This is a genomic window from Streptomyces sp. MZ04, assembly GCF_004684775.1.
Classification (GTDB): Bacteria; Actinomycetota; Actinomycetes; order Streptomycetales; family Streptomycetaceae; genus Streptomyces.
The window spans coordinates 1-23,949 of sequence record NZ_SRIC01000073.1 but is presented as its reverse complement, the minus strand read 5'-3'; the positions used below and the strand labels follow the sequence as shown (position 1 = coordinate 23,949).

At 69.0% G+C, this 23,949-nt stretch carries 23 protein-coding genes and 1 riboswitch; of the genes, 13 read left to right on the top strand and 10 right to left on the bottom strand.

Going from position 1 to position 23,949, the window contains the following annotated elements; translation table 11 throughout:
• The first annotated feature begins 14 nt into the window (after positions 1–14).
• Positions 15–953: a pyridoxal-phosphate dependent enzyme gene (locus tag E2651_RS17700; RefSeq protein ID WP_135332119.1), complete on the top strand. Its 939-nt coding sequence runs from the start codon at positions 15–17 to the stop codon at positions 951–953.
• Here E2651_RS17700 and E2651_RS17695 read toward each other — a convergent pair.
• The gene (locus E2651_RS17695; protein ID WP_135332118.1) at positions 932–2,527 is read right to left on the bottom strand and encodes a Na+/H+ antiporter; all 1,596 of its coding nucleotides are present in this window, start codon (positions 2,525–2,527) and stop codon (positions 932–934) included. The genes E2651_RS17700 and E2651_RS17695 overlap by 22 nt on opposite strands.
• Positions 2,528–2,573: 46 nt before the next feature.
• On the opposite strand from E2651_RS17695, the gene E2651_RS17690 reads away from it, so the two are divergent.
• From E2651_RS17690 to E2651_RS17680, 3 genes are all read left to right on the top strand, one after another.
• Positions 2,574–2,834 (top strand): UBP-type zinc finger domain-containing protein, encoded by a 261-nt coding sequence (locus tag E2651_RS17690; protein ID WP_135332117.1) that lies wholly within the window; start codon positions 2,574–2,576, stop codon positions 2,832–2,834.
• Positions 2,835–3,082: 248 nt separating this feature from the next.
• Positions 3,083–3,496, top strand: coding sequence for an anti-sigma regulatory factor (locus E2651_RS17685; protein WP_135332116.1), 414 nt, complete (start codon positions 3,083–3,085; stop codon positions 3,494–3,496).
• A complete protein-coding gene (locus E2651_RS17680; protein ID WP_135332115.1) occupies positions 3,493–4,554 on the top strand; it encodes an RNA polymerase sigma factor SigF in 1,062 nt (353 codons plus the stop codon). The genes E2651_RS17685 and E2651_RS17680 overlap by 4 nt, the downstream gene beginning before the upstream one ends.
• 19 nt (positions 4,555–4,573) lie before the next feature.
• Here E2651_RS17680 and E2651_RS17675 read toward each other — a convergent pair whose 3' ends face one another.
• A complete protein-coding gene (locus tag E2651_RS17675) occupies positions 4,574–5,026 on the bottom strand; it encodes a hypothetical protein (RefSeq protein WP_135332114.1) in 453 nt (150 codons plus the stop codon).
• Positions 5,027–5,118: 92 nt separating this feature from the next.
• Between E2651_RS17675 and E2651_RS17670 the strand changes: the two genes are divergently transcribed.
• Positions 5,119–6,087 (top strand): diacylglycerol kinase family protein, encoded by a 969-nt coding sequence (locus E2651_RS17670; RefSeq protein ID WP_135332113.1) that lies wholly within the window; start codon positions 5,119–5,121, stop codon positions 6,085–6,087.
• 321 nt (positions 6,088–6,408) lie between these two features.
• Entirely contained in the window at positions 6,409–6,666 is a 258-nt protein-coding gene (locus tag E2651_RS17665; RefSeq protein WP_016639615.1) for a WhiB family transcriptional regulator, read from the top strand.
• Between the two features lie 203 nt (positions 6,667–6,869).
• On the opposite strand, the gene E2651_RS17660 is transcribed toward E2651_RS17665, so the two are convergent.
• Together E2651_RS17660 and E2651_RS17655 are read right to left on the bottom strand one after the other, a co-directional pair.
• Positions 6,870–8,336, bottom strand: coding sequence for a PAS domain-containing sensor histidine kinase (locus E2651_RS17660; RefSeq protein ID WP_167828816.1), 1,467 nt, complete (start codon positions 8,334–8,336; stop codon positions 6,870–6,872).
• 332 nt (positions 8,337–8,668) lie between these two features.
• Positions 8,669–9,286: a TetR/AcrR family transcriptional regulator gene (locus E2651_RS17655; protein ID WP_135332111.1), complete on the bottom strand. Its 618-nt coding sequence runs from the start codon at positions 9,284–9,286 to the stop codon at positions 8,669–8,671.
• Between the two features lie 106 nt (positions 9,287–9,392).
• On the opposite strand from E2651_RS17655, the gene E2651_RS17650 reads away from it, so the two are divergent.
• Positions 9,393–10,139, top strand: a complete 747-nt coding sequence (locus E2651_RS17650) for an SDR family oxidoreductase (RefSeq protein WP_135332110.1) — start codon at positions 9,393–9,395, stop codon at positions 10,137–10,139.
• Positions 10,140–10,242: 103 nt separating this feature from the next.
• Here E2651_RS17650 and E2651_RS17645 read toward each other — a convergent pair whose 3' ends face one another.
• On the bottom strand, positions 10,243–11,313 hold the full coding sequence (locus E2651_RS17645) for an SIS domain-containing protein (RefSeq protein WP_135332109.1): 1,071 nt from the start codon (positions 11,311–11,313) through the stop codon (positions 10,243–10,245).
• Between the two features lie 211 nt (positions 11,314–11,524).
• Between E2651_RS17645 and nagB the strand changes: the two genes are divergently transcribed.
• Positions 11,525–12,310, top strand: coding sequence for a glucosamine-6-phosphate deaminase (nagB, locus tag E2651_RS17640; RefSeq protein ID WP_135332108.1), 786 nt, complete (start codon positions 11,525–11,527; stop codon positions 12,308–12,310).
• Positions 12,311–12,524: 214 nt separating this feature from the next.
• Here the strand turns inward: nagB and E2651_RS17635 are convergent, their stop codons facing one another.
• The 4 genes from E2651_RS17635 to E2651_RS17620 all read right to left on the bottom strand — a co-directional run bounded on the left by E2651_RS17635 (position 12,525) and on the right by E2651_RS17620 (position 17,254).
• Positions 12,525–14,018: a glycoside hydrolase family 3 protein gene (locus E2651_RS17635; protein WP_135332107.1), complete on the bottom strand. Its 1,494-nt coding sequence runs from the start codon at positions 14,016–14,018 to the stop codon at positions 12,525–12,527.
• 7 nt (positions 14,019–14,025) lie between these two features.
• Positions 14,026–14,832, bottom strand: a complete 807-nt coding sequence (locus tag E2651_RS17630; RefSeq protein WP_209446172.1) for a carbohydrate ABC transporter permease — start codon at positions 14,830–14,832, stop codon at positions 14,026–14,028.
• Positions 14,833–14,864: 32 nt separating this feature from the next.
• Complete coding sequence (locus tag E2651_RS17625) at positions 14,865–15,845, bottom strand: sugar ABC transporter permease (protein WP_135332105.1); 981 nt, start codon at positions 15,843–15,845, stop codon at positions 14,865–14,867.
• A gap of 134 nt (positions 15,846–15,979) precedes the next feature.
• Positions 15,980–17,254 carry an extracellular solute-binding protein gene (locus tag E2651_RS17620; RefSeq protein WP_135332104.1) on the bottom strand — a complete coding sequence of 425 codons (1,275 nt, stop codon included), beginning with the start codon at positions 17,252–17,254 and terminating at the stop codon, positions 15,980–15,982.
• A gap of 274 nt (positions 17,255–17,528) precedes the next feature.
• Between E2651_RS17620 and E2651_RS17615 the strand changes: the two genes are divergently transcribed.
• The 5 genes from E2651_RS17615 (at position 17,529) to E2651_RS17595 (ending at position 22,838) form a co-directional block, all read left to right on the top strand.
• Positions 17,529–18,302, top strand: coding sequence for a GntR family transcriptional regulator (locus tag E2651_RS17615; protein ID WP_135332127.1), 774 nt, complete (start codon positions 17,529–17,531; stop codon positions 18,300–18,302).
• Between the two features lie 119 nt (positions 18,303–18,421).
• Positions 18,422–20,569, top strand: coding sequence for a carbon starvation CstA family protein (locus tag E2651_RS17610; RefSeq protein WP_135332103.1), 2,148 nt, complete (start codon positions 18,422–18,424; stop codon positions 20,567–20,569).
• Positions 20,566–20,763: a YbdD/YjiX family protein gene (locus E2651_RS17605; RefSeq protein WP_135332102.1), complete on the top strand. Its 198-nt coding sequence runs from the start codon at positions 20,566–20,568 to the stop codon at positions 20,761–20,763. The genes E2651_RS17610 and E2651_RS17605 overlap by 4 nt, the downstream gene beginning before the upstream one ends.
• A 147-nt stretch (positions 20,764–20,910) precedes the next feature.
• Positions 20,911–21,180, top strand: coding sequence for a DUF3311 domain-containing protein (locus E2651_RS17600; protein ID WP_135332101.1), 270 nt, complete (start codon positions 20,911–20,913; stop codon positions 21,178–21,180).
• Positions 21,181–21,260: 80 nt separating this feature from the next.
• Positions 21,261–22,838: a sodium:solute symporter family protein gene (locus E2651_RS17595; protein WP_135332126.1), complete on the top strand. Its 1,578-nt coding sequence runs from the start codon at positions 21,261–21,263 to the stop codon at positions 22,836–22,838.
• A 69-nt stretch (positions 22,839–22,907) separates the two neighbouring features.
• Here E2651_RS17595 and E2651_RS17590 read toward each other — a convergent pair whose 3' ends face one another.
• On the bottom strand, positions 22,908–23,633 hold the full coding sequence (locus E2651_RS17590) for a hypothetical protein (RefSeq protein WP_135332100.1): 726 nt from the start codon (positions 23,631–23,633) through the stop codon (positions 22,908–22,910).
• Positions 23,634–23,757: 124 nt separating this feature from the next.
• A riboswitch (cobalamin riboswitch) is annotated at positions 23,758–23,835 on the top strand.
• The last annotated feature ends 114 nt before the right edge of the window (positions 23,836–23,949 follow it).

The following is a 23,949-nucleotide window of genomic DNA, read 5'->3' as shown; positions in this document are numbered from 1 at the left end:
GGCAGAATGGCGGGGTGAGCACCACCCCGCCGGCAGGTCTGCACCCGCGCCTCCCCACCCCTCTCCAGGAAGTGGAGGACGACCGCTTCGACCGGCACGGCGTGCGCCTCACGCTCAAGCGGGACGACCTGATCCACCCGGATCTCCCGGGCAACAAGTACCGAAAGCTGGCCCTGAACCTGGAGGCGGCGCTCGCCGCGGACCACCCCGCCCTGCTGACCTTCGGCGGCGCCTACTCCAACCATCTGAGGGCAACCGCGGCCGCCGGCCGCCTCCTGGGTATGGCCACCATCGGCATGGTCCGCGGCGACGAACTCGCCGACCGCCCCCTGAACCCGTCCCTGGCCCAGTGCACGGCGGACGGCATGCGCCTGCACTTCGTCGACAGATCGACGTACCGACGAAAGGCGGACCCCGAGATCCTCGCCGCGCTCCTGCGCGAGACCGGCGCGGAGGACTCATACGTCATCCCCGAAGGCGGCAGCAACCCCCTCGCCGTACAGGGCTGCACGGCTCTCGGCGAGGAACTCCGCGGCCGCACGGACGTCGCAGCCGTCGCCTGTGGCACCGGCGGCACCCTGGCGGGCCTGGCCGCGGGCCTCGCCCCGGACCAGCGGGCCCTCGGCATACCGGTGCTCAAGGGCGGTTTCCTCGGCGACGACATAGCGGAGTTGCAGCGGCGGACCTTCGGCGCCCGCACCCCCAACTGGGACCTGGACGAACGCTTCCACTGCGGCGGCTACGCCCGCACCACCCCCGAACTCACCGCCTTCGCCGAGGACTTCGAGGACCGACACGGCCTCTCCGTAGAGCGCGTCTACGTGGCCAAGCTCCTGTACGCGCTGACCGCCCTCTCCGAAGAGGGCGCTTTCGCCCCCGGCACCACCGTCACGGCGGTGATCACGGCAACGGACAAGGCGCCGGGACAGGATCAGTCCTCGACCTCCCGGTAGGCCGCCGCCTCCTCCAGGTCCAGCTTGCGCAGCAGCGTCCGCATCATCTCGTCGTCGATGCGCCGCTCGTCCCGCATCTTCACGAACACCTCCCGCTCCGCGGCGATCGCCTCCCTGGTGAGCCTGCGATAGGTGTCGTCCGCCGACTCCCCCGTCACGGGGTTGGGTTGCCCGAGCCGTTCCCACACGGAGTTGCGGCGCCGTTCGAGAACGGTGCGCAGACGGTCCTGAAGGGGCTGTGGAAGGCGGTTGCGCTCGTCCCGCATCAGTTCGTCCACCCGCTGCTCCGCGGCCTCCGAGGCGGCGTTCTGGGCCTGCGCCTCCGCGAGGGTCTCCGCCTGGGCGTCCCGGCCCGGCAGTTTCAGGACACGGATCAGCCACGGCAGCGAGAGCCCCTGCGCGACCAGCGTGGCGATCACCGTGGTGAAGGTCAGGAAGAGCACCAGGTTGCGCGCCGGGAAGGGCTCCCCGTCGTCCATGACGAGCGGGATGGAGAAGGCGATCGCCAGCGAGACCACCCCGCGCATCCCGGCCCAGCTGACGATCAGTGGCCGCCGCCAGTCCATGTCGCTCTCGCGCTCTCTGATCCGCGGCGACAGACGCGGCAGGTAGGTGGCCGGGTACGACCACACGAAGCGCATGGCGACGACGAAGAAGAAGACCCCCAGGGCGTACCAGGCGGCCTGCACCCCGCTGTACTCGCCGAGCCCCTTGAGCACGAGCGGCAGTTGGAGCCCGATGAGCGCGAACACCGCCGACTCCAGGATGAAGGCGACCACCTTCCACACCGCGGCCTCCTGGAGCCGCGTCTCGAAGTCGACCTCCCAGGAGCGGTGCCCCAGGTACAGGGCGACGACGACCACGGCGAGCACTCCGGAGGCCCCGACCTGCTCGGCGGCCGCGTACGCGACGAAGGGGATCAGCAAGGAGAGCGTGTTCTGCAGCATCGCCTCCTTCATGTGCCTGCGCAGCCAGTGGATCGGCACCATGAGGACGAGCCCGACCCCGACCCCGCCGACCGCGGCCACCAGGAACTCCCTGATCCCGCCCGACCAGCTGGCACCCTCGCCGACCGCCGCCGCGAGGGCGACCTTGTAGGCGGTGATCGCGGTCGCGTCGTTCACCAGGGACTCGCCCTGCAGGATCGTGGTGATGCGCGACGGCAGCCCCACCTTGCGCGCGATGGCCGTGGCCGCCACCGCGTCGGGCGGCGCGATCACCGCCCCGAGGACCAGGGCGGCGGTCAACGGCAGGTCGGGGATGAGCAGATACGCGAGCCAGCCGACCGACAGGGTGGCGAAGAGCGTGTACCCGACCGAGAGCAGCGCCACGGGCCTGATGTTGGCGCGCAGATCCAGGTACGAGCTCTCCAGGGCCGCGGTGTGCAGCAGCGGCGGCAGGATCAGCGGCAGCACGATGTGCGGGTCCAGGTGGTAGTCCGGGACCCCGGGCACGTACGCGGCGCCGAGCCCCACCGCGACGAGGAGCAGCGGCGCGGGCACCGGCGTCCAGCGCGCGGCTCCGGCCACCGCCGCGCTCGCCGCGATCAGCGCCACCAGGGGCAATACGTCCATCGGCCAGGCCCTTCGCGAAACGCGTTCCCGTCGTAACCTGGCAATCATGAACGAGTGCCCGCACGTCGCAGCGCTGCCGCACCCCGAACCGACGCCGCTGACCGACACCTGCCCGGAATGCCTCGCGGTCGGCAGTCACCCGGTGCAACTGCGGCTCTGTCTGGTCTGTGGCCATGTGGGCTGCTGCGACTCCTCGCCCTTCCGGCACGCGACGGCACACTTCAAGGACACCGGGCATCCGGTGATGAGGACCTTCGAACCGGGCGAGAGCTGGCGTTGGTGCTTCGTGGACGGTTCGATCGTCTGAGGCCTGGGTACGTCAACCCGACGCCCTTACTCTCCAATTGGGCCCGCGCGACCCCTAGCCACTGTCCGTACCCGTAGGCTTACTATGAGTGACAGGAACGGAGCGGGGTCCCCGGGACACGGAACAGGGGAGCGCGGTAGCGTCACCGCTGAACTACGTGGCGCGTTACCCGTGTGACGCTGTACCGGACTGCCGCTGTGCGGCGGACCTGGAGCCCCGAAAGTGCTTGTACCACCTTGGAGGTGAGGGTGTCCCAGATCGCAGGCGAGCCCGGGAATCAGGACTTCGTCGAGGTCCGCCTTCCGGCTGCGGGTGCCTACCTGTCGGTGCTGCGTACGGCCACGGCCGGTCTCGCGGCGCGTTTGGACTTCACTCTCGACGAGATCGAGGACCTCCGGATCGCGGTCGACGAGGCCTGCGCGATCCTGCTCCAGCAGGCCGTGCCCGGATCGGTGCTCAGCTGCGTCTTCCGGCTCGTCGACGACTCGTTGGAGGTGACCGTTTCGGCGCCGACCACGGACGGCCGGGCCCCGGAGCGGGACACCTTCGCCTGGACTGTGCTGTCCGCCCTCGCGGGTCAGGTCGACTCCTCGGTGGCCGAGGACAACACCGTCTCGATCAGCCTCTACAAGAAGCGCGGCGCGGGACCCGGGCCGGCGTGAGGAACGGGGACGGGCCGGTGCGGGACGAAGAGCGCGGCACACGAGGTCTGCCGGTCGGCAGCGGTACGCCGGCCAGGGGGCGCGAGACGCCCGTGGAGCCGGCTCTCGCGAGCATCCCCGAGCAGCAGGCCAGGCCGCACCCGGAGGACCCGGAGCAGCCGGGCCCCTCGGTGGTGGCCGACGCGTCGGAGCAGGCAGAGCCGACCGCCCAGGAGGAGCGCGAGCAGCCCTCCGTCCGGGGCGGCGCGCAACGGGCGGGATACATGAGCGAACACGGTGAGCAGCAGCACACCCGGCACGATCCGCAGGACCGCAGCGGTGCACGCGCGATGTTCATCGAGCTGCGCACGCTGAAGGACGGCAGCCCCGAGTACGCGGAGCTGCGCAACCGGCTGGTCCGTATGCACCTGCCGCTCGTCGAGCACCTGGCCCGCCGCTTCCGCAACCGGGGCGAGCCTCTTGACGACCTGACGCAGGTCGCCACGATCGGCCTGATCAAGTCGGTCGACCGGTTCGACCCGGAGCGCGGCGTGGAGTTCTCCACGTACGCGACGCCCACGGTCGTCGGCGAGATCAAGCGCCACTTCCGCGACAAGGGGTGGGCGGTCCGGGTCCCGCGGCGTCTTCAGGAGCTGCGGCTCGCCCTGACCACGGCGACGGCCGAGCTCTCCCAGCAGCACGGCCGCTCCCCCACGGTGCACGAGCTGGCGCAGAAACTGGCGATCTCCGAAGAGGAGGTCCTGGAGGGCCTGGAGTCGGCCAACGCGTACTCCACGCTGTCCCTGGACGTCCCCGACACGGACGACGAGTCCCCGGCGGTCGCGGACACCCTGGGCGCGGAGGACGAGGCCCTGGAGGGCGTCGAGTACCGGGAGTCGCTCAAGCCGCTCCTGGAGGACCTCCCGCCGCGCGAGAAGCGCATCCTGCTGCTGCGGTTCTTCGGGAACATGACGCAGTCGCAGATCGCGCAGGAGGTCGGCATCTCGCAGATGCATGTCTCCCGGCTCCTCGCCCGCACCCTCGCGCAGCTGCGCGAGAAGCTCCTGGTCGAGGAGTAGGCCACCCCTACGGGGGCGGCTATTTCACGTCGTCCTGTACGTTGCCGGGGCCCCGGATGCCGAGGGCCTCGGTCGTGGCGGGGTTGACCAGCAGGACGAGCCCGGTGATGGCGATGGCGGCCAGCACGATGCCGCCGGGAATCGCCACGCTGTCCGCCTGCAACAGCTGCCAGGCCACCGGCAGCGCCAGGATCTGCGTGATGATCGCGGGCCCCCTGCTCCAGCCGCGCAGCCGCAGCAGTCCGCGCGCGGCGAGCAGCGGCAGGAGCGCGAGGACGATCAGGGTGACGCCGCCGGTGAGGGCCTGGTCCGGCTTGTCGGGGTCACCCGCGAGGCCCATCACGAGCATGTACACACCCATGGCGAGGAGACCGGCACCCTCCAGCGCCACGAGCGCCGCCGCAGCCGTCAGGCGTGGGGGCCGCGGGCCTGGTTCCGGGGCTTCGGGGGTGGGCTTCCGCTCAGTACTCACCCCTGCAGCGTAGCTGTGCGTATCCACGATCTTCTCGGCGGTCCGGACCCTCGGTCTAGGCCGGGTAAAGACCGCTAGGTACTCTGCTTCGCATGCGTGCACTTCTTGTGATCAATCCAGCGGCAACCACCACCAGCGCGCGCACGCGTGACGTACTGATCCATGCGCTGGCCAGCGAGATGAAGCTCGAGGCCGTCACCACGGAGTACCGCGGCCACGCCCGGGACCTGGGCAGACAGGCCGCGGAGAGCAAGGACATCGAGCTGGTGGTCGCCCTCGGTGGCGACGGCACGGTCAACGAGGTCGTCAACGGTCTGCTGCACCAGGGACCCGACCCGCACCGGCTGCCCCGCCTGGCCGTCGTCCCCGGCGGCTCCACGAATGTCTTCGCGCGGGCCCTCGGGCTCCCGAACGACGCCGTGGAGGCGACCGGCGCCCTGCTCGACGCGTTGCGTGAGGGAAGCGAACGGACGGTGAGCCTGGGTCGCATCTCGGGCACTCCCGGCACGGAGGACGAAGCCGTCCCCGGGCGCTGGTTCACCTTCGCCGCCGGGTTCGGCTTCGACGCGGGAGTGGTCGGCCGGGTCGAACAGCAAAGGGAACGCGGGAAGCGCTCCACTCATGCGCTTTATCTGCGTCAGGTGTTTCGTCAGTTCCTCGACGAGCCGCACCGCAGGCACGGAATGATCACGCTGGAACGGGCCGGCGAGGACCCCGTGACGGACCTGGTCCTTTCCATAGTCTGCAACACCTCTCCCTACACCTACCTGGGCAATCGCCCGATGTACGCCTCCCCGCAGGCCTCCTTCGAGACCGGCCTCGACGTGCTCGGTCTGAGCAAGCTCTCGACCACCGCGGTGGCCCGGTACGGGACCCAGCTCCTGACCTCGACGCCCGATCGCGGACCACACGGCAAGCACGCGGTCACGCTGCATGACCTCACCGACTTCACCTTGCATTCCAAGGTGCCGCTGCCCCTCCAGATGGACGGTGACCACCTGGGGCTGCGGACGAGCGTGACGTTCACAGGCGTACGCCGTGCACTGCGTGTGATTGTGTGAGCAGAAGGCGCCAAAGTCCTTTCACTCGAACGTTTAGGCCAGGGTCCACCCCATAGAAGTACGGCTGTGACCCAGCCGACACTGAGGAATCAAAAAAAACTTCTCGGAAGGGGTTGTATCCGCCGCCGAGGTTTGCGAATCTCTACATGGCGATCGGGACGGCCCGCAACATCGGCCCCACAGAGAGCCAGAACCCCCTCCTCAAACGAACAGGACATCGTCACGCACATGTGACGAAAGTCCCTTCCGCTGTCAGGGGATTCGTGAAAGCGTTCACATTCACAAGCAACCTGCTTGTAATACCTAGGAGAGGTAGCAGCCATGGACTGGCGTCACAACGCCGTTTGCCGCGAGGAAGACCCCGAGCTCTTCTTCCCCATCGGCAACACCGGTCCTGCGCTGCTGCAGATCGAGGAAGCCAAGGCCGTCTGCCGCCGCTGCCCCGTCATGGAGCAGTGCCTGCAGTGGGCGCTCGAGTCCGGTCAGGACTCCGGCGTCTGGGGTGGCCTCAGCGAGGACGAGCGCCGCGCAATGAAGCGCCGCGCCGCTCGCAACCGTGCACGCCAGGCCAGCGCCTGACGCTCACGCCCCCTACGAGCCTGAGCCCGGCGGCGCGTACAGCGAGTACGCAACTCCCGCCCCCGAGCCGCAGCCGCGCAGTACCCCCGATGCGCATCGCAACGTGAGCAGCGAGCCCCGGACCACTTCGGTCCGGGGCTCGCTGCTTTTCGTATGCGCGGAGGGCTTCCCGTACGCGATATGCCGGACGTCGTTCGCGGGCGCTACTTGTCGGCGCGTACCGGAATGTCGAGGATGACCTGCGTGCCGCGCTCCGGGGCCCGCACCATGTCGAACGTGCCGCCCAACTCGCCCTCGACCAGGGTGCGCACGATCTGCAGGCCGAGATTGCCCGAGCGGTGCGGATCGAAGTCGTCGGGCAGGCCGACGCCGTCGTCCTGGACGGTGATCAGGAGGCGGGCCTCCTTGGTGGTGCCGCCGCGCACCGCGGAGACCTCGACCGTTCCCGTGTCGCCCTCGCGGAAGCCGTGCTCCAGGGCGTTCTGCAGGATCTCGGTGAGGACCATCGACAGCGGGGTCGCGACCTCGGCGTCCAGGATGCCGAAGCGTCCGGTGCGCCGGCCCGTGACCTTGCCGGGTGAGATCTCCGCCACCATCGCGAGGACCCGGTCGGCGATCTCGTCGAACTCCACGCGCTCGTCCAGGTTCTGGGAGAGCGTCTCGTGCACGATGGCGATGGAGCCCACCCGGCGTACGGCCTCTTCGAGGGCCTCGCGGCCGGTGGCGGAGTCGATGCGGCGGGCCTGCAGGCGAAGGAGTGCGGCGACCGTCTGGAGGTTGTTCTTCACCCGGTGGTGGATCTCCCGGATGGTCGCGTCCTTGGTGATCAACTCCCGCTCGCGGCGACGCAGTTCCGTCACATCGCGAAGGAGTACGAGAGAACCGATGCGCGGGCCCTTGGGCTTGAGCGGGATCGCGCGGAGCTGGATCACGCCGTCGCCGCCCTCGATCTCGAACTCGCGGGGCGCCCATCCGCTGGCGACCTTGGCGAGCGCCTCGTCCACCGGGCCGCGGGACGGGGCGAGTTCGGCGGTCGCCGTGCCGAGGTGATGTCCGACCAGGTCGGCGGCGAGACCGAGCCGGTGGTACGCCGAGAGCGCGTTCGGCGACGCGTACTGGACGATCCCGTCGGCGTCGAGCCGGAGCAGACCGTCGCCCACGCGCGGCGAGGCATCCATGTCGACCTGCTGGCCGGGGAACGGGAAGGAGCCGGCCGCGATCATCTGGGCCAGGTCGGACGCCGACTGGAGGTAGGTCAGCTCCAGGCGCGAGGGGGTGCGCACCGTGAGCAGGTTGGTGTTGCGCGCGATGACACCCAGGACACGCCCTTCCCTGCGTACGGGGATGGACTCGACCCGCACCGGGACCTCTTCGCGCCACTCGGGGTCGCCCTCGCGCACGATGCGGCCCTCGTCCAGGGCGGCGTCGAGCAGCGGGCGGCGGCCGCGCGGGACGAGGTGGCCGACCATGTCGTCCTGGTAGGAGGTGGGGCCGGTGTTCGGCCGCATCTGCGCCACGGAGACATAACGGGTGCCGTCGCGGGTGGGGACCCACAGCACGAGGTCGGCGAAGGAGAGGTCGGAGAGCAGCTGCCACTCCGAGACCAGCAGATGCAACCACTCGAGATCGGAGTCACCGAGAGCGGTGTGCTGGCGGACGAGGTCGTTCATGGAGGGCACGTGTGCGAGCGTACCTGGCACTTACCGCGTGTCCGCCCCGGGCGATTCCCGACGAGCCGCGGCGCCAGGGCGGGACCCTCAACCCACCCTCGGCACCGCAGCCCTTCAGGAACACGACCACCGGAATGTGCGGTACCGGCGGCCGATCGGAGGATCCGGCACAGTCAGGGCAGATAGTGCTGGTTCCTCGGTCCGCCCTCCTGTGCGGGAAGGGCGGATGCTTTACCAACGCATTGTGGACTAGACCATTCACCTGTGTCTATGCGTAGGCGGATGTTTATTGTTGTCGACTTCCCTCACTTCCGCCCCCGGTGCCCCAGAAATCACGCCTCCGCCGACCTGGGTGCGGACGCCGGCCAGGCATGCATGGCCAGTTCGGCGACGGCTTCCAGCTCCTGCCTGGTCGCTCCGTCACGGGACTGCTGGGACATGCCCTGCAGTACCGCTCCGGTGTAGCGCGCGAGCGCGGGGGCGTCGATGGTCGAGGGTAGCTCGCCCGCGGCGATCGCGGACCTTATCCGCGACTCGATGGAGCCGACATTGGCGTTGCGCTGGTCACGCAGGCTCTCCTCGACCTCCGGTGTCGCGCAGTTCGTCGCGGCGTAGATGACGAGGCAGCCGCGGGGGTGACCCGCCTCCGTGTACTTGGCCGCGGCCTCGTGCAGCATGCGCGCGACGCCGCCCCGGACGGTCGGCTCCTCCGCGAAGGCGCGGTCGCCGAAGCCGCCGTACGTCTGGCCATAGACCCGTACGACCTCCGCGAACAGGGACTGCTTGTCGCCGAAGGCCGCGTACATGCTCGGCGCGCCGATCCCCATGGCCCGGGTGAGGTCCGTGACCGAGGTCGTCTCGTACCCGTGCTCCCAGAACGTGCGGATGGCCTGCTCCAGCGCGGTCTCGCGGTCGAAGGAGCGGGGGCGTCCACGCTGTTTCGTCGCCATGGAGTGAATTCTATAGCGGGCACTAGAAAAACGGGCCGGGCTCGGCTACGGTTTTTTCTGTAGCGACCACTAGAGAAATCTTCGACGGGAAGAGGGGGCGGCTCACATGGGCGCGCTTGCGGGGAAGACGGCACTGGTCACGGGCGGCAGCCGAGGCATCGGGCGGGGCATCGCCGAGCGCCTCGGACGGGACGGCGCACGGGTCGCCGTGCACTACGGCAGCAATGAGACCGCCGCGAAGGAGACGGTCGCGGCGATCGAGAGGGAGGGCGGCTCCGCCTTCGCGTTCGGCACGGAGCTGGGCGTGCCCGGTGACGCGGAGGCGCTCTGGACGGAGTTCGACCGGCACGCGGACGGCCTGGACATCCTGGTGAACAACGCGGGGATCGGGCTCTACAGCCATGTGGGAGAGGTCCAGGAAGCGGATTACGACCGGGTGTTCGCGGTCAATGTGAAGGCGCCGTTCTTCATCATCCAAAAGGGCCTCGACCGGCTGCGCGACGGCGGCCGCATCATCAACATCTCCTCCGGAGTCACCCGGATCGCCTTCCCGATCACGATCGGTTACTCGATGACGAAGGGCGCTCTGAACGTCCTGACACACACGCTGGCGCAGGACCTGGGCCCGCGCGGGATCACGGTCAACGCGGTGGCGCCGGGGATCATCGAGACGGAGATGATGACCGGCATCCCCGAGGACCGGCAGTCCGAAATGGCCGGCTACTCGACCTTCGGCCGCATAGGGCAGCCCGCCGATGTGGCGGACGTCGTCGCCTTCGTCGCCTCGGACGACGCGCGATGGGTCACCGGCCAGTACATCGACGCGACGGGAGGCTCGGCCCTGGGGCTGTGACGTCCGACGTCCGACGTGCGGCGGCGCCAGGCGTCCGGCCTCAGACGCCAGGCATCAGGCATCAGGCATCAGGCATCAGGCATCAGGCATCAGGCGTCAGGCGTCAGCGGGTCTCCGTCACCTTCGCGAGGGCGCGGGGTGCGTCCGGGTCCTGGCCGCGGGCGATGGTGACCTCGTAGGCGAGCAGTTGGAGCGGGATGATCTCCAGGATCGGCTGGAGCTCTTCCGGTACGCCGCCGGTCGGCAGGACGAAGCCCGCCGACGCCTGCTCCACCTGCGCCTTCGGGCCGACGACCACGAGGTCCGCGCCGCGCCCGCGCAATCGGTCGAGTACCGGCTGGAGAGCCTCGCCTCCCCTGCCGTCCGTGACGACCGCTATGACGGGCGAGATGTTGTCGACCATGGCGAGCGGGCCGTGCAGGAGGTCCGCGCCGGAGTAGGCGAGGGCGGGGATGTAGCTCGTCTCCATCAGCTTCAGGGCCGCTTCCTTGGCGGTCGGGTAGCCGTAACCACGGGAGGTGATCACCATGCGGTCGGCGAAGCGGTAGCGGGCGGCCAGTGTCCTGATCTCGGGCTGACGGTCCAGGAGTTGGGCGGCGAGTTCGGGCAGCGCGGAGGCGGCCGCGACATCGCCGTCGCGCAGCCCCTCGACGAAGAGATAGAGGGCCAGCAGGGACGCCGTGTAGGTCTTCGTGGCGGGGAGCGCCTTCTCCGGGCCCGCCAGGACGTCGATGTGATGTTCGGAGACGGCGGCCAGCGGTGAGTCCGGATTGTTGGTCACGGAGAGGGTGATCGCGCCGGCGTCGCGGGCGGCGCGGGTCGAGGCCACCAGGTCGGGCGAGCCACCGGACTGACTGACGGTGACGACCAGGACGTCCCGCAGGTCGGGCTTGGCTCCGTAGGCCGTGATGGTGGACATGGAGCTCAGCCCGCAGGGCACGCCGAGGCGGACTTCGAGGAGGTATTTGGCGTACAGGGCGGCGTGGTCGGAGGTGCCGCGTGCGGCGAGGAGGACGAAGCGGGGCTTCTTGGCGGCGACCAGCCGGGCGGTCTCACGGATCTTCGGGGCGCCGTTCTCGAGGATGCGGCGCAGCACCTCGGGCTGTTCGGCCATCTCACGGGACATGATCCGGCCCGGCTGCTCGCTCTGCGGTGCCGTTGTCGTGGCGGTCATGCCTCCACTGTGCTCGCTCGGGGCGCCGCTCGCTCAACGGGCGGGGCGGGGGCGGAGAACCGAGCATGGAACGCGGGAGCGGCCGGGCGTGCGGCGCGGGATGGCGAAGCCCGAGAACCCGAGAACCCGGGGCTCCGGCGGGTCCACTCTGCTAAATTGGTCTAAACCACATAGTCCCCGTGAGTCCTCTCTCCAGAACGGCAGGCCCAGCGTGGAAGTTGTCATCGTCCCGGACGCCAAGGCAGGCGGCGAGCTCATCGCGGAGGCCATGGCCGCCCTGGTGCGCCGCAGGCCTGACGCCCTGCTCGGTGTCGCCACCGGATCCACCCCGCTGCCCATTTACGAGGCCCTGGCCGCCAAGGTCGCCTCCGGTGCCGTGGACGCGTCGCGGGCGCGGATCTGCCAGCTCGACGAGTACGTCGGACTGCCGGCGGGGCATCCCGAGTCCTACCGCTCCGTGGTGCTGCGTGAGGTCGTCGAGCCGCTGGGGCTCAGCGAGGCGTCCTTCATGGGGCCTGACGGCAGCGCGGAGGATGTGCAGGCGGCGTGCGAGGCGTACGACGAGGCGCTCGCGGCGGCCGGGGGTGTCGATCTCCAGCTGCTCGGGATCGGCACGGACGGGCACATCGGGTTCAACGAGCCGTGCTCCTCGCTCGCCTCGCGTACGCGGATCAAGACGCTGACGGAGCAGACGCGGGTGGACAACGCGCGGTTCTTCGACGGGGACATCGAGCAGGTGCCGCATCACGTGATCACGCAGGGCATCGGGACGATTCTCGAGGCTCGGCATCTGGTGCTGCTCGCCACGGGTGAGGGCAAGGCGGATGCGGTGGCCGCGACGGTGGAGGGGCCTGTCGCAGCGGTTGTTCCGGCTTCGGCTCTGCAGTTGCATCCGCATGCGACTGTCGTCGTGGACGAGGCCGCCGCGTCCAAGTTGAAGCTTGGGGAGTACTTCAAGGCCACGTATGCGGCCAAGCCTGCCTGGCAGGGGCTGTAGGCGGCTGGGCTTTACACGTGAAGGTGCCGGGGTGCCCCCTTGCTGGGGGCGCCCCGGCACAGTTCTGCTTGTGATTCGGGTGCGGCCCGGTGGGTGGTCTGTGCCCACCCGTTCCGCCGTGCGGAACGCCTGCCCACAGACGGAACGGGCCGACGGAAAACGGGCAGACGGGCGGGCAGACGACCGGGCAGACGGGCGGGCGGGGCGCTGGGTGCTAGCGGCCTGTGATGATCTCTGCCGCCGCCAAGCCGCACACCCTTGCCGCGCCGTGCGTGGCGATGTGGAGGGAGCCCTGGGGTGGGGACTGGGGGACGCCCATTTCCACCACCACCGTGTCGGGGCGGGATGTCAGCAGGGTGTTCAGGGCCTCTGCCATCCAGGCGTGGCGATGGGCGTCGCGGACGACTGCCACCACCCGCCGCTCCCCCGCCTCGGCCAGCGCCAGCGCACCCGCGTCCGCGCCGGTGAAGCTGCCCGTCTCCGTGCCGGGGAGCAGGCGTTCCAGCTCCGCCGCGACGCCCCACGGGGTCTCGTCGCCCACCGCGATGTTGGCCATCGGCGTGAAGGCGGCGACGTACGGAGCTTCGGTGAGCGGGGCGGTGCAGGAAGCGCCGCGGGTGACCGTCAGGGCGCGGCGGGCCGCGACCAGGCCGATCTCGGTGTCGGGCGCGCCCCCCGAACGGTCGGCCGCGCCCGACACCGAGGTCCAGTGGGCCAGCGCGCGCACGCGGGCGGCCGCGTCGGCGAGGCGTTCCTCGGAGAGTTCGCCCGTGCGTACGGCCGCGACCAGCGCGTCGCGCAGGCGCAGGACCGTCTCGTCGTCCGCGAGGCCGCCGCCCACGCAGATCGCGTCGGCGCCCGCTGCGATGGCGAGGACGCTGCCCCGCTCGATGCCGTACGTGGCGGAGATGGCCTGCATCTCCATGCCGTCCGTGACGATGAGCCCGTCGTAACCGAGCTCGTCGCGCAACACACCTGTCAGGATGCGGTGCGAGAGCGTTGCCGGGTACTCGGAGTCGAGCGACGGGACGAGGATGTGTGCGCTCATCACCGCCCGCGTGCCCGCGGCGATCGCGGCGCGGAACGGGGCGAGGTCACGGGCTCTGAGCACCTCGGGGTCCACGCCTATGTGCGGCACGTCGTGGTGCGAGTCGACCGCGGTGTCGCCGTGCCCGGGGAAGTGCTTGGTGCAGGCGGCGACGCCGGCGGACTGCAGGCCCTCGACGTACGCGGCGGTGTGCCGGGCCACCAGGAGCGGGTCCGCGCCGAAGGAACGTACGCCGATGACCGGGTTGTCGGGGTTGGAGTTGACGTCCGCGGACGGCGCCCAGTTGAGGTTGACGCCGCAGGCGGCCAGGCGGCGGCCCAGCTCGGCGGCCACGTCGCGGGTCAGTGCCGTGTCGTCGACGGCGCCGAGCGCGTGGTTGCCCGGGAAGGACGAGCCGTTGCGCACCTCGAGGCGGGTGACGTCGCCGCCCTCCTCGTCGATGGCGACCAGGACGTCGTCGCGTTCGGCGCGCAACTGGGCGGTGAGTGCGGCCAGTTGGGCGGGTGAGGAGATGTTGCGGCCGAACAGGCCTACCGAGGCGAGGCCTTCGCCGATGCGGCGCAGCAGCCAGTCGGGCGCACTCGTTCCGACGAAGCCGGGCTGCAGGACCGTCAGGGCGTCGCGGGTGAGGGTGTCCGTGGGGCGGGTGAGTGTCGACATATGCGTGTTATCCCTTCACGGCGCCGTCGGTCAGACCGCTGACGGCCCTGCGCTGCAGGAAGACGAAGAGGACCAGGATCGGGATGGCGAAGAGCGAAGCGGCGGCCATGGTGGCACCCCAGTCGTCGCCGAAGGCGGTCTGGAAGCCGGAGAGCCACACCGGAAGCGTCTTGGCCTCCGCCTCCTTGTTGAGGACAAGGACCAGCGGGAATTCGTTCCAGGCCGTGATGAAGCCGAAGAGCGAGGTCGACATCAGGCCCGGTGCGAGCAGCGGCAGGATCACCCGGCGGAACGCCTGCATCCGTGAACAGCCGTCGACCATCGCCGACTCCTCCAGCTCGCGCGGCACCGCGGCGACGAAGCCGCGCAGCGTCAGGAGCGTGAAGGGCAGGATCATCACCATGTAGAAGAGGGTCAGTGGGACCAGGCTGTTCAGCATGTCCGCGTCGCGCACGATCATGTAGATGGCGATGACCATGACTTCCCAGGGCGCCATCTGGGCCAGCATGAAGCCGATGATGAAGCCGCGCCGTCCCTTGAATCGCATCCGGGCGAGCGCGAACGCCGACGCGAGGCCGATGATCAGCGAGAAGAGCACGGCGAGGACCGTGACGGTGATGGAGTTGCCGACCATCGTCCAGAAGTGGTCGGCCTCGACAGCCGTCTTGAAGTGCTCGAACGTGGCGTCGGTCGGGAACCACACCGGGTCCTCGCTGATGATGTCGCCGGTCGGCTTGAAGGCCGTGGCGAACATCCAGTAGACCGGGAAGACGAAGCCGATGAAGAGTACGACGGCCACCGCGTTGGGCCAGATGCGGCGGAGCCGCCGAGACGTAGCAGTGCGCGTCACAGCTCGTCCTCCTCTTGCTTGAGCACGATCCGCAGGTAGAAGGCGGTCAGGGCCAGCAGGATGACGATGGTGAGCAGCGCGATCGCGGCACCCATGCCGAAGTGCTGGTTGCCCATGCCCTCGATGTAGGCGTAGACGGGCAGGATTTCGGTGAGCCGGTCCGGGCCGCCCTCGTTGAGCGCCATGACCTGCGCGAACGCCTTGAAGACCCAGATGATCTCCAGGAACGTCGTCGCGTAGAGGAAGGGCCGCAGGTAGGGCAGCGTGACGTTCGTGAAGCGCTGCCAGGCGCCTGCGCCGTCCAGCGACGCGGCTTCGTAGAGCTCCTTGGGGATCACCGTCGTCGCGGCGTACAGGTTGATCGCCACGAAGGGGACCGACATCCAGACGATCAGGACGATGACCACGAAGAACGTGGAGTACTGGCTGCCCATCCAGTCGTAGTCGGCCATCGAGTGCCAGCCGGCCTTGTCCAGGACCCAGTTGACGACGCCGAAGCGCTGGGCGAACAGCCACTGGTAGACGGTCGTCGCCGCGATGACCGGCATCGCCCAGGTGAGCACGAGTCCGACCAGGAGGAACGTCCGCATCCGCTTGCCGAGCCGTGCGAGCAGCAGGCCTATCAGGGTGCCGAACAGCATGATCAGGGCGACGTTGACCGCGGTGAACACGATCGAGCGGCCGGTGACCCGCCAGAAGTCCTCGCCGGAGAGGACCTCCTTGAAGTTGTCGATCCCGTTCCACTCCGTGAGGTGCAGGATGAACTGCCTCATGTTGAGGTTCTGGAACGACAGGATCCCGTTGTTGACCAGCGGCCAGCCGAGGAACACGAGCGTGGCCGCGAGCGCGGGAAGCAGCAGCAGGTAGGGCGCGAGCGACCGGGCCCGCTCGCGGGGCTTGCCGGGATCAGCCGGCCGTCCATCCGTTTTCACGACGTCCGTCGGGCCGGAGGGCGGCCGTTCGGTCTGCACGGTCATGCTCGCCATCTCTTTCGTGGGCATCGCGGAACGCAGCGCTTTCGTGGGCATCGCGGAACGCAGCGCTGCGCCGGGGCACCGGGCCCGGGGGTGGGTGACACCCCGGGCCCGAAGTCCCCGGCAGGAGCGCGTCCTTACTGCTTCTGCGACAGGCGCTTGTTGAGCTCGCCCTCGACCTGCTCGGCGGCCGCGTCGTTGGACTTACCGTTCAGGACCGCGGTCATGTAGTTCTTGATCGGGTTCGGCGGGTTCTCCACCGCGGCCCACTCCGGGATCAGCGGGGTCGTGCCGCCGCCGGCGGTGGCGGGGGCCATGGCCTCGGCAGCGGGGTTGCCCTTGAGCCGGTCCTCCAGGGCCTGCTTGTTCGGGATGACGCCGCCTTCCTTGGCGAGCGCGCCCTCGAACTTGTCGGACAGGGCGATCTTCAGGAACTCCTTGGCGAGCTCCTGCTTCTCGCTGGTCGCGGCGACGGCGAGGTTGGAGCCGCCGAGGAAGACACCCTCGGGCTTGTCCGCGGTGGCGCCGGGGATCGTGAAGTAGCCGATGTCCTTCTCGATCTTCGGGTTGGCCTTGATCGCGGTCGCGGCCTCCCAGCTCATGCCGACGAAGGCGCCGGTCTTGCCCTTGGCGAAGACCTCGGCCTGCTGCGGGGTGGCCTCGTCCTTGTTCTTGGGGGCCTTGGAGAGGTCCGCGAACTCCTTGTACGTCTTCATGGCCTTGGCGACCTTGGGGTCGGTGAGGTTGGAGACGTACTTGTCGCCGTCCTTCTTGACCAGTTCGGCGCCCTCGCCGATGGTCAGGCCGACGAAGTGGTACCAGTTCTGGCCGGGCAGGTAGATCGGCTCGGCGTCCGTCTTGGACTCGATTGCCTTGAGGTCCTTGAGGAACTCGGCGCGGGTCTTGGGGGTGTCCTTGAGGCCGGCGTCGGCCCAGACCTTCTTGTTGTAGATCACGACGCGGTTCAGGACGAACCACGGGGCGGCGTACTGCTTGCCGTCCACGACGGAGGACTTGTTGATCGACTCGGTCCAGTCGGCGCCGAGCCCCTCCTTGAGGTCGCCCAGATCGGCGAGGCCACCGGTCTTGGCGTACGCGGCGGTCTGGGTGTTGCCGATCTCGAAGACGTCCGGCGGGTTCTCCTCGGAGAGGGCGGTGGTCAGCTTCTGCTGGATGCCGTTCCACTGCTGGACTTCGAACTTCAGCTTGGCGCCGGTCTTCTTCTCGAAGGCCGCCGTGACGTCCTTCTGCCACTTCTCCGGCGTCGAACCGTCCATCGCCCAGAGCGTCAGCGTCTCACCCTTGAAGCTGTCGGCACCGCCGGACTTCTTGTCTTCGTCGTCGCCGCCACAGGCCGCGATCGAGACCAACATGCCCGCGACACCGATGGCCGCTATGAGCTTGCGCTTCACGTCACCCTCCTCAAGGGATGCCAGTCAACCCCCCACCCGCAGCGACCAATAGGACCGAGATCTGCCCGTGGGACTGGAACCTGGTCTTTAATGGTGTAGACCAGTACGGGGAGCTTGGCCTAGACCTTTAGGGGTGTCAAGGGTGTATAAGAAGGGCTGTCAGGTCCGTTATCGGACCGACACCTGAGCGGGCACATCCTGCTCAGCCCGGTACGTGCCACGATGTGAGCCGCGACAGACGGAGGAGCCGGTGACGGCAGCAGGAAGGCGGGCCATGGGCACCGAGGCGGGGAGCACAGGAACCGACGTGGACGGGGCCCCGAGCGTCGGCCGCACCGCACGCGTGCCCAAGTACTACCGCCTGAAGCGGCACTTGCTCGACATGACGGAGACCCTGCCGCCCGGCACCCCGGTCCCGCCGGAGCGCACGCTCGCCGCCGAGTTCGACACCTCGCGCACCACCGTGCGCCAGGCCCTGCAGGAGCTGGTCGTCGAGGGCCGCCTCGAGCGGATCCAGGGCAAGGGCACCTTCGTGGCCAAGCCCAAGGTCTCCCAGGCGCTGCAACTCACCTCGTACACCGAGGACATGAGGGCCCAGGGCCTCGAGCCCACCTCGCAGCTCCTGGACATCGGCTACATCACCGCCGACGACACCCTCGCCGGACTCCTCGACATCAGCACCGGCGGCCGCGTCCTCAGGATCGAGCGGCTGCGCCTGGCCAACGGCGAGGCGATGGCCATCGAGACCACCCACCTGTCGGCCAAGCGCTTCCCGGCGCTACGCCGCTCGCTGGTCAAGTACACCTCCCTCTACACGGCATTGGCCGAGGTGTACGACGTCCATCTCGCGGAGGCCGAGGAGACCATCGAGACCTCCCTCGCGACCCCCCGCGAGGCGGGCCTGCTCGGCACGGACGTGGGCCTGCCGATGCTGCTGCTCTCCCGGCATTCGCTCGACGGCGACGGAAAACCGGTGGAGTGGGTGCGCTCGGTCTACCGCGGCGACCGGTACAAGTTCGTGGCACGCCTCAAGCGGCCCACCGACTGACTCACCGCCCGCGCCGACTCACCGCCCGCGCGTACCGACACCCTTCCGAGGTCTGGCGCGGATCACTTCGCTGCTCTACGTTCCTCCCGTCATCGCATGATGAACGGGAGGACGACCCGGTGCGCACAGCAAATCCTCGATCCCTTGTCATCTGGACCCTCGTCGCGCTGGTGGGCGCCTCGGGCTGGACCGTGCTCGCGCTGGCCCGCGACGAGGAGGTGTCGGCCGCCTGGATGGTGGCGGCGGCCCTCGGCTCGTACGCCATCGCGTACCGCTTCTACTCCACATTCATCGCGTACAAGGTCCTCAAGGTCGACAAGAACCGGGCCACTCCGGCGGAACGCCTGGACAACGGCATCGACTTCCACCCGACCGACCGGCGCGTGCTGCTCGGCCACCACTTCGCGGCGATCGCGGGCGCGGGGCCGCTGGTGGGGCCGGTGCTCGCGGCGCAGATGGGCTATCTGCCGGGCACCATCTGGATCATCGTCGGCGTGATCTTCGCGGGCGCCGTGCAGGACATGGTCGTCCTCTTCTTCTCCACACGGCGTGACGGCAAGTCCCTCGGCCAGATGGCGCGCGAGGAGATCGGACCCTTCGGCGGGGCCGCCGCGCTGCTCGCCGCGTTCGCCATCATGATCATCCTGCTCGGGGTGCTCGCGCTGGTCATCGTGAACGCCCTCGCCGCGTCTCCGTGGGGCACCTTCTCCATCGCGATGACGATCCCGATCGCACTGCTCATGGGCTTCTACCTGCGGGTGCTTCGCCCCGGCCGGGTCAGCGAGGTCTCCCTCATCGGGATCGCGCTGCTGCTCATCGCGCTCGTCGCGGGCCGCTGGGTCGCCGAGTCCTCGCTCGCGGACACCTTCACGCTGGCGCCGTCGACGCTGGTCATCTGGCTGGTGGCGTACGGCTTCATCGCCTCGATCCTGCCGGTGTGGATGCTGCTCGCGCCCCGCGACTATCTCTCCACGTTCATGAAGATCGGTACGATCCTGCTGCTCGCGGTCGGCGTCATCGTCACCCTGCCGACCCTGAAGATGGACCCGGTGACCGACTTCGCATCGCGCGGCGACGGCCCGGTCTTCGCGGGCTCGCTCTTCCCCTTCGTCTTCATCACCATCGCCTGCGGGGCGCTGTCCGGCTTCCACGCGCTGATCTCCTCGGGCACCACGCCGAAGATGATCCAGAAGGAGCCGCAGGTCCGGATGATCGGCTATGGCTCCATGCTGATGGAGTCGTCCGTCGCGATCATGGCGCTCGTCGCGGCGAGCATCATCGACCCGGGTCTGTACTTCGCGATGAACGCGCCCGCGGGCGTCATCGGGGACAACGTCCAGGCCGCGTCCCAGGCCGTCGCGAACCTCGGATACACCATCTCCCCCGAGGACTTGGCGCAGGCCGCCAAGAACGTCGAGGAGTCCTCGCTGCTCTCGCGCACGGGCGGCGCCCCGACCCTCGCGATCGGTGTCTCCGAGATCTTCTCGAAGGTCACCGGGGGCTCGATGCGGGCCTTCTGGTACCACTTCGCGATCATGTTTGAGGCGCTGTTCATCCTGACCGCGCTCGACGCGGGCACGCGCGTGGGCCGCTTCATGCTCCAGGACATGCTCGGGAACGTCTACAAGCCCTTCAAGAACGTCAGTTGGAAACCTGGACTCGTCATGACGAGCGCGGTCGTCACCGGCCTGTGGGGCTACTTCCTGTGGGTGGGCGTGCACGAGCCGCTCGGCGGGATCAACCAGCTCTTCCCGATCTTCGGCATCGCCAACCAGCTGCTCGCTGCGGTCGCCCTCGCCGTCTGCACGACACTTCTTGTGAAGTCCGGGCGCCTCAAGTGGGCCTGGATCACCGGGATTCCGCTGGCCTGGGACGCGACGGTGACGCTCACCGCGAGCTGGCAGAAGGTGTTCTCCAGCGACCCGCGCGTCGGCTTCTTCCAGCAGCGCTCGAACTACCAGGACGCCATCGACGCGGGCAAGGTCCTGCCGCCCGCCAAGAACATGGACGACATGCACACCGTCGTCACCAACTCCACGGTGGACGGCGTCATTACGGCGGCCCTCGCGCTGCTCATCGTCATCGTGATCCTGGACGCGGCGCGGGTGTGCGTCAGACACGTCCGCAACCCGCAGGCGTCCAAACTCAGCGAGGCCGAGTACGTCGAGTCGAAGCTGACCGCGCCGGCCGGGCTCGTCCCGACCCAGGAGGAGAAGGCGGAGCTCGCGGCGGCGAGGACGGCGGACGACGCGAAGGCTCCGTCATGACCTGGGTGCTGCGGGGGCTGCGCTGGATGCGCTGGTACGCACGGGAGTTGACCGACGAGTCCGCGTACGAGCGGTATGTGACGCACACGCGGAAGACGCATCCAGGGGCATCCGTCCCCTCCCGGAGGGAGTTCGAGCGAATGCGGACGGACCGACAGGAGTCGGACCCGCGACAGGGGTTCCGCTGCTGCTGAGCACTTCTGAGCAGGCGCGTTGACCTGTCCGTTATCCGGACGGGGGTTCCATAGATCAAGACTCTCGCTTAGATTTCCCGCACGTTAAAGGTGGGATAAGCGAGGGAGCGGAGCCGCGAAGTGTCAGATGTGTCAGATGTGCCAGATGTGTCAGATGCGCCTGAAGTGAGCAGACCGGTGATCACGCCGGTCCGCGTGGTCATTGCCCTCTGTCTCGTCGCGCCGTTCGTGGCGATGCTCTGGGTGAGCTCCTACGCGAAGATCGAACCGACCTTCATCGGCATCCCGTTCTTCTACTGGTACCAGATGCTGTGGGTGCTCATATCCACCGTCCTCACGATGATCGCGTACAAGCTGTGGCAGCGTGACCAGCGCGCCCGCAAGACCGAGCAGGTCCAGGGGGGTGCGGCCCAGTGAACGTCCTCGCGGCTGACACAGGCGGTGTCAACGGCATCGCCCTCGGCGTCTTCATCTTCTTCTTCGCCGCCGTCACGGCGATGGGCTTCCTGGCCGCGCGCTGGCGCAAGGCCGAGACCGAGAGCCTGGACGAATGGGGCCTGGGCGGACGGTCGTTCGGCACCTGGGTCACGTGGTTCCTGCTCGGCGGCGACCTGTACACGGCGTACACGTTCGTCGCCGTACCCGCGGCGATCTACGCGGCGGGCGCGGCCGGCTTCTTCGCCGTGCCGTACACGATCCTCGTCTACCCGCTGATCTTCACCTTCCTGCCGCGCCTGTGGTCGGTGTCCCACAAGCACGGATACGTCACCACCTCGGACTTCGTGCGCGGCCGCTTCGGCTCGAAGGGCCTCTCGCTGGCCGTCGCGGTCACCGGCATCCTCGCCACGATGCCGTACATCGCGCTCCAGCTGGTCGGCATCCAGGCCGTCCTTGACGTCATGGGCGTCGGCGGCGGCCCCGACACCAACTGGTTCATCAAGGACCTGCCGCTGCTCATCGCGTTCGCGGTGCTCGCCGCGTACACGTACTCGTCGGGTCTGCGGGCCCCCGCCCTGATCGCGTTCGTGAAGGACGGCCTGATCTATCTCGTCATCGCCGTCGCGATCATCTACATCCCGATCAAGCTGGGCGGGTTCGACGAGATCTTCCAGGCGGCGGGCGACAAGTTCGCGGCGACGAACGAGGCGGCGGGCAAGCCCGTCGCGGGTCTCGCACCGGGCGAGCCCGGACAGTGGACGTACGCGACCCTGGCCCTCGGCTCCGCGCTCGCGCTCTTCATGTACCCGCACTCGATCACGGCGACGCTCTCCTCCAGGAGCCGCGACGTGATCCGCCGCAACACCACGATCCTGCCGCTCTACTCGCTGATGCTGGGCCTGCTCGCGCTGCTCGGCTTCATGGCGATCGCGGCCGGGGTCAAGGTGGAGAACGGCCAGCTGGCGATCCCGCAGCTGTTCGAGAACATGTTCCCCGACTGGTTCACCGGCGTCGCCTTCGCCGCGATCGGCATCGGCGCGCTCGTGCCGGCGGCGATCATGTCGATCGCGGCCGCGAATCTCTTCACGCGGAACATCTACAAGGACTTCATCAGGCCGGACGCGACGCCCGCGCAGGAGACCAAGGTCTCCAAGCTCGTCTCGCTCCTGGTGAAGGTCGGCGCGCTCGCCTTCGTCCTCACCATGGACAAGACGGTCGCGATCAACTTCCAGCTCCTGGGCGGCATCTGGATCCTGCAGACCATGCCCGCGCTGGTCGGCGGCCTGTTCACCCGGTGGTTCCACCGCTGGGCGCTGCTCGCGGGCTGGGCGGTCGGCATGATCTACGGCACGGTCGCGGCGTACGGCGTCGCCTCGCCGACACAGAAGCACTTCGGCGGCTCGTCCGACGAGATCCCCGGCATCGGCGAGATCGGCTACATCGGCCTCACGGCGTTCGTCCTGAACGTGGTGGTCACCGTGGTCATGACGTTCGTCCTGCGCGCCATGAAGGCCCCTGACGGCATCGACGAGACCTCTCCGGCGGACTACACGGCGGACGCGGGCGACCCGGGCGTCGTGCGGGACCTGCCGAAGGCGACGGAGGAGGCGACGGCGGGGGCGCCGGGCGGGCACTGAGCCTTCTTGTACGTACGTGATGCGGGCCGCCGGATTCCTCATCCGGCGGCCCGCTGTCGTGCGTGGGCGCTACGAGACGTTGTAGAGCTCCGTGCGGACCCGCCGCACGGCCTTGGCCGCCGCGGAGAGGGTCAGCTCCTTGTCGGCGGCCGCGCTCACGATGACGAGTACGCCCCCGACGCGCGCCTCGACCTCGTAGTGCGGCGTGCCGTCGTACTCGTCGCCACCCGTGGTCCGCAGGGTCTCCAGGAGCGCATCGTCGCCGAGGTCCGGGAGCTTCTGAGCCGTGTGCTTCTCGGTGACCGGAGCCGCCTCGGTGTCGACGACGACGCTGGAGCAGGAGTCGTGGAGTTGCTTGCGCAGGACGAGGTAGCGCCCGGCCCGCTCGGCGGGCATCGACACCAGGCGCTGGGAGACGTACGGATCGCCGTCGGAGACCGCCCGGGGGTCGGGCCGCACCGTGTTCTCCGCGCTGGTGCCCCGCAGGCGCCCCAGTTCCACGCGCGCACGGCTGGGGGGCTCGCACGCATTCCCCCAGTCTCCGCCCCCGAAGCGCAGATCGAACAGCCCCAGCGAGGTCTCTGACGCCCTGGCCTTCTCCCCGATCGCCTTCGCCGGCAGGAGCGCCGCCGTCAACTCGGCCTCCGTGAAAACCTTGCCGGGATCGGCGCGGCCGTCGGCACCGGCGGCGGTGGGCCGCTCCGTGGGCGTCCGCTCGCCGCTGTCCGCACTCTCCCCGCACCCGGCGAGCAGCATCACCAGCGCCACGGCACAGCCCGCACCCCGTCCCCGCACAGCGACTCCCCCTGTTCGACGATCAGTTCGGCCGCCACCCTAGGGGATGCCGTGCCGACACAAGATGTGGGGCTGCCGCTCAGAGCCAGCACAAGATGTATGCTCGTGCTCGCTGTCGCCGCAGGGGAATCCGGTGCAAGTCCGGAACTGTCCCGCAACGGTGTATGAGTACGCATTTGTCGTACCCACGAGTCCGAAGACCTGTCGACAGCGCGCCCGTTCCGTCCGGTCCGGGTGCCGACGACGTCCGGGCCTCGTGGAATGGGTTGGTGGACGCGGAGCGCAGCCCTGCCCAAGGGCCCCCGCCCGTGTGCCC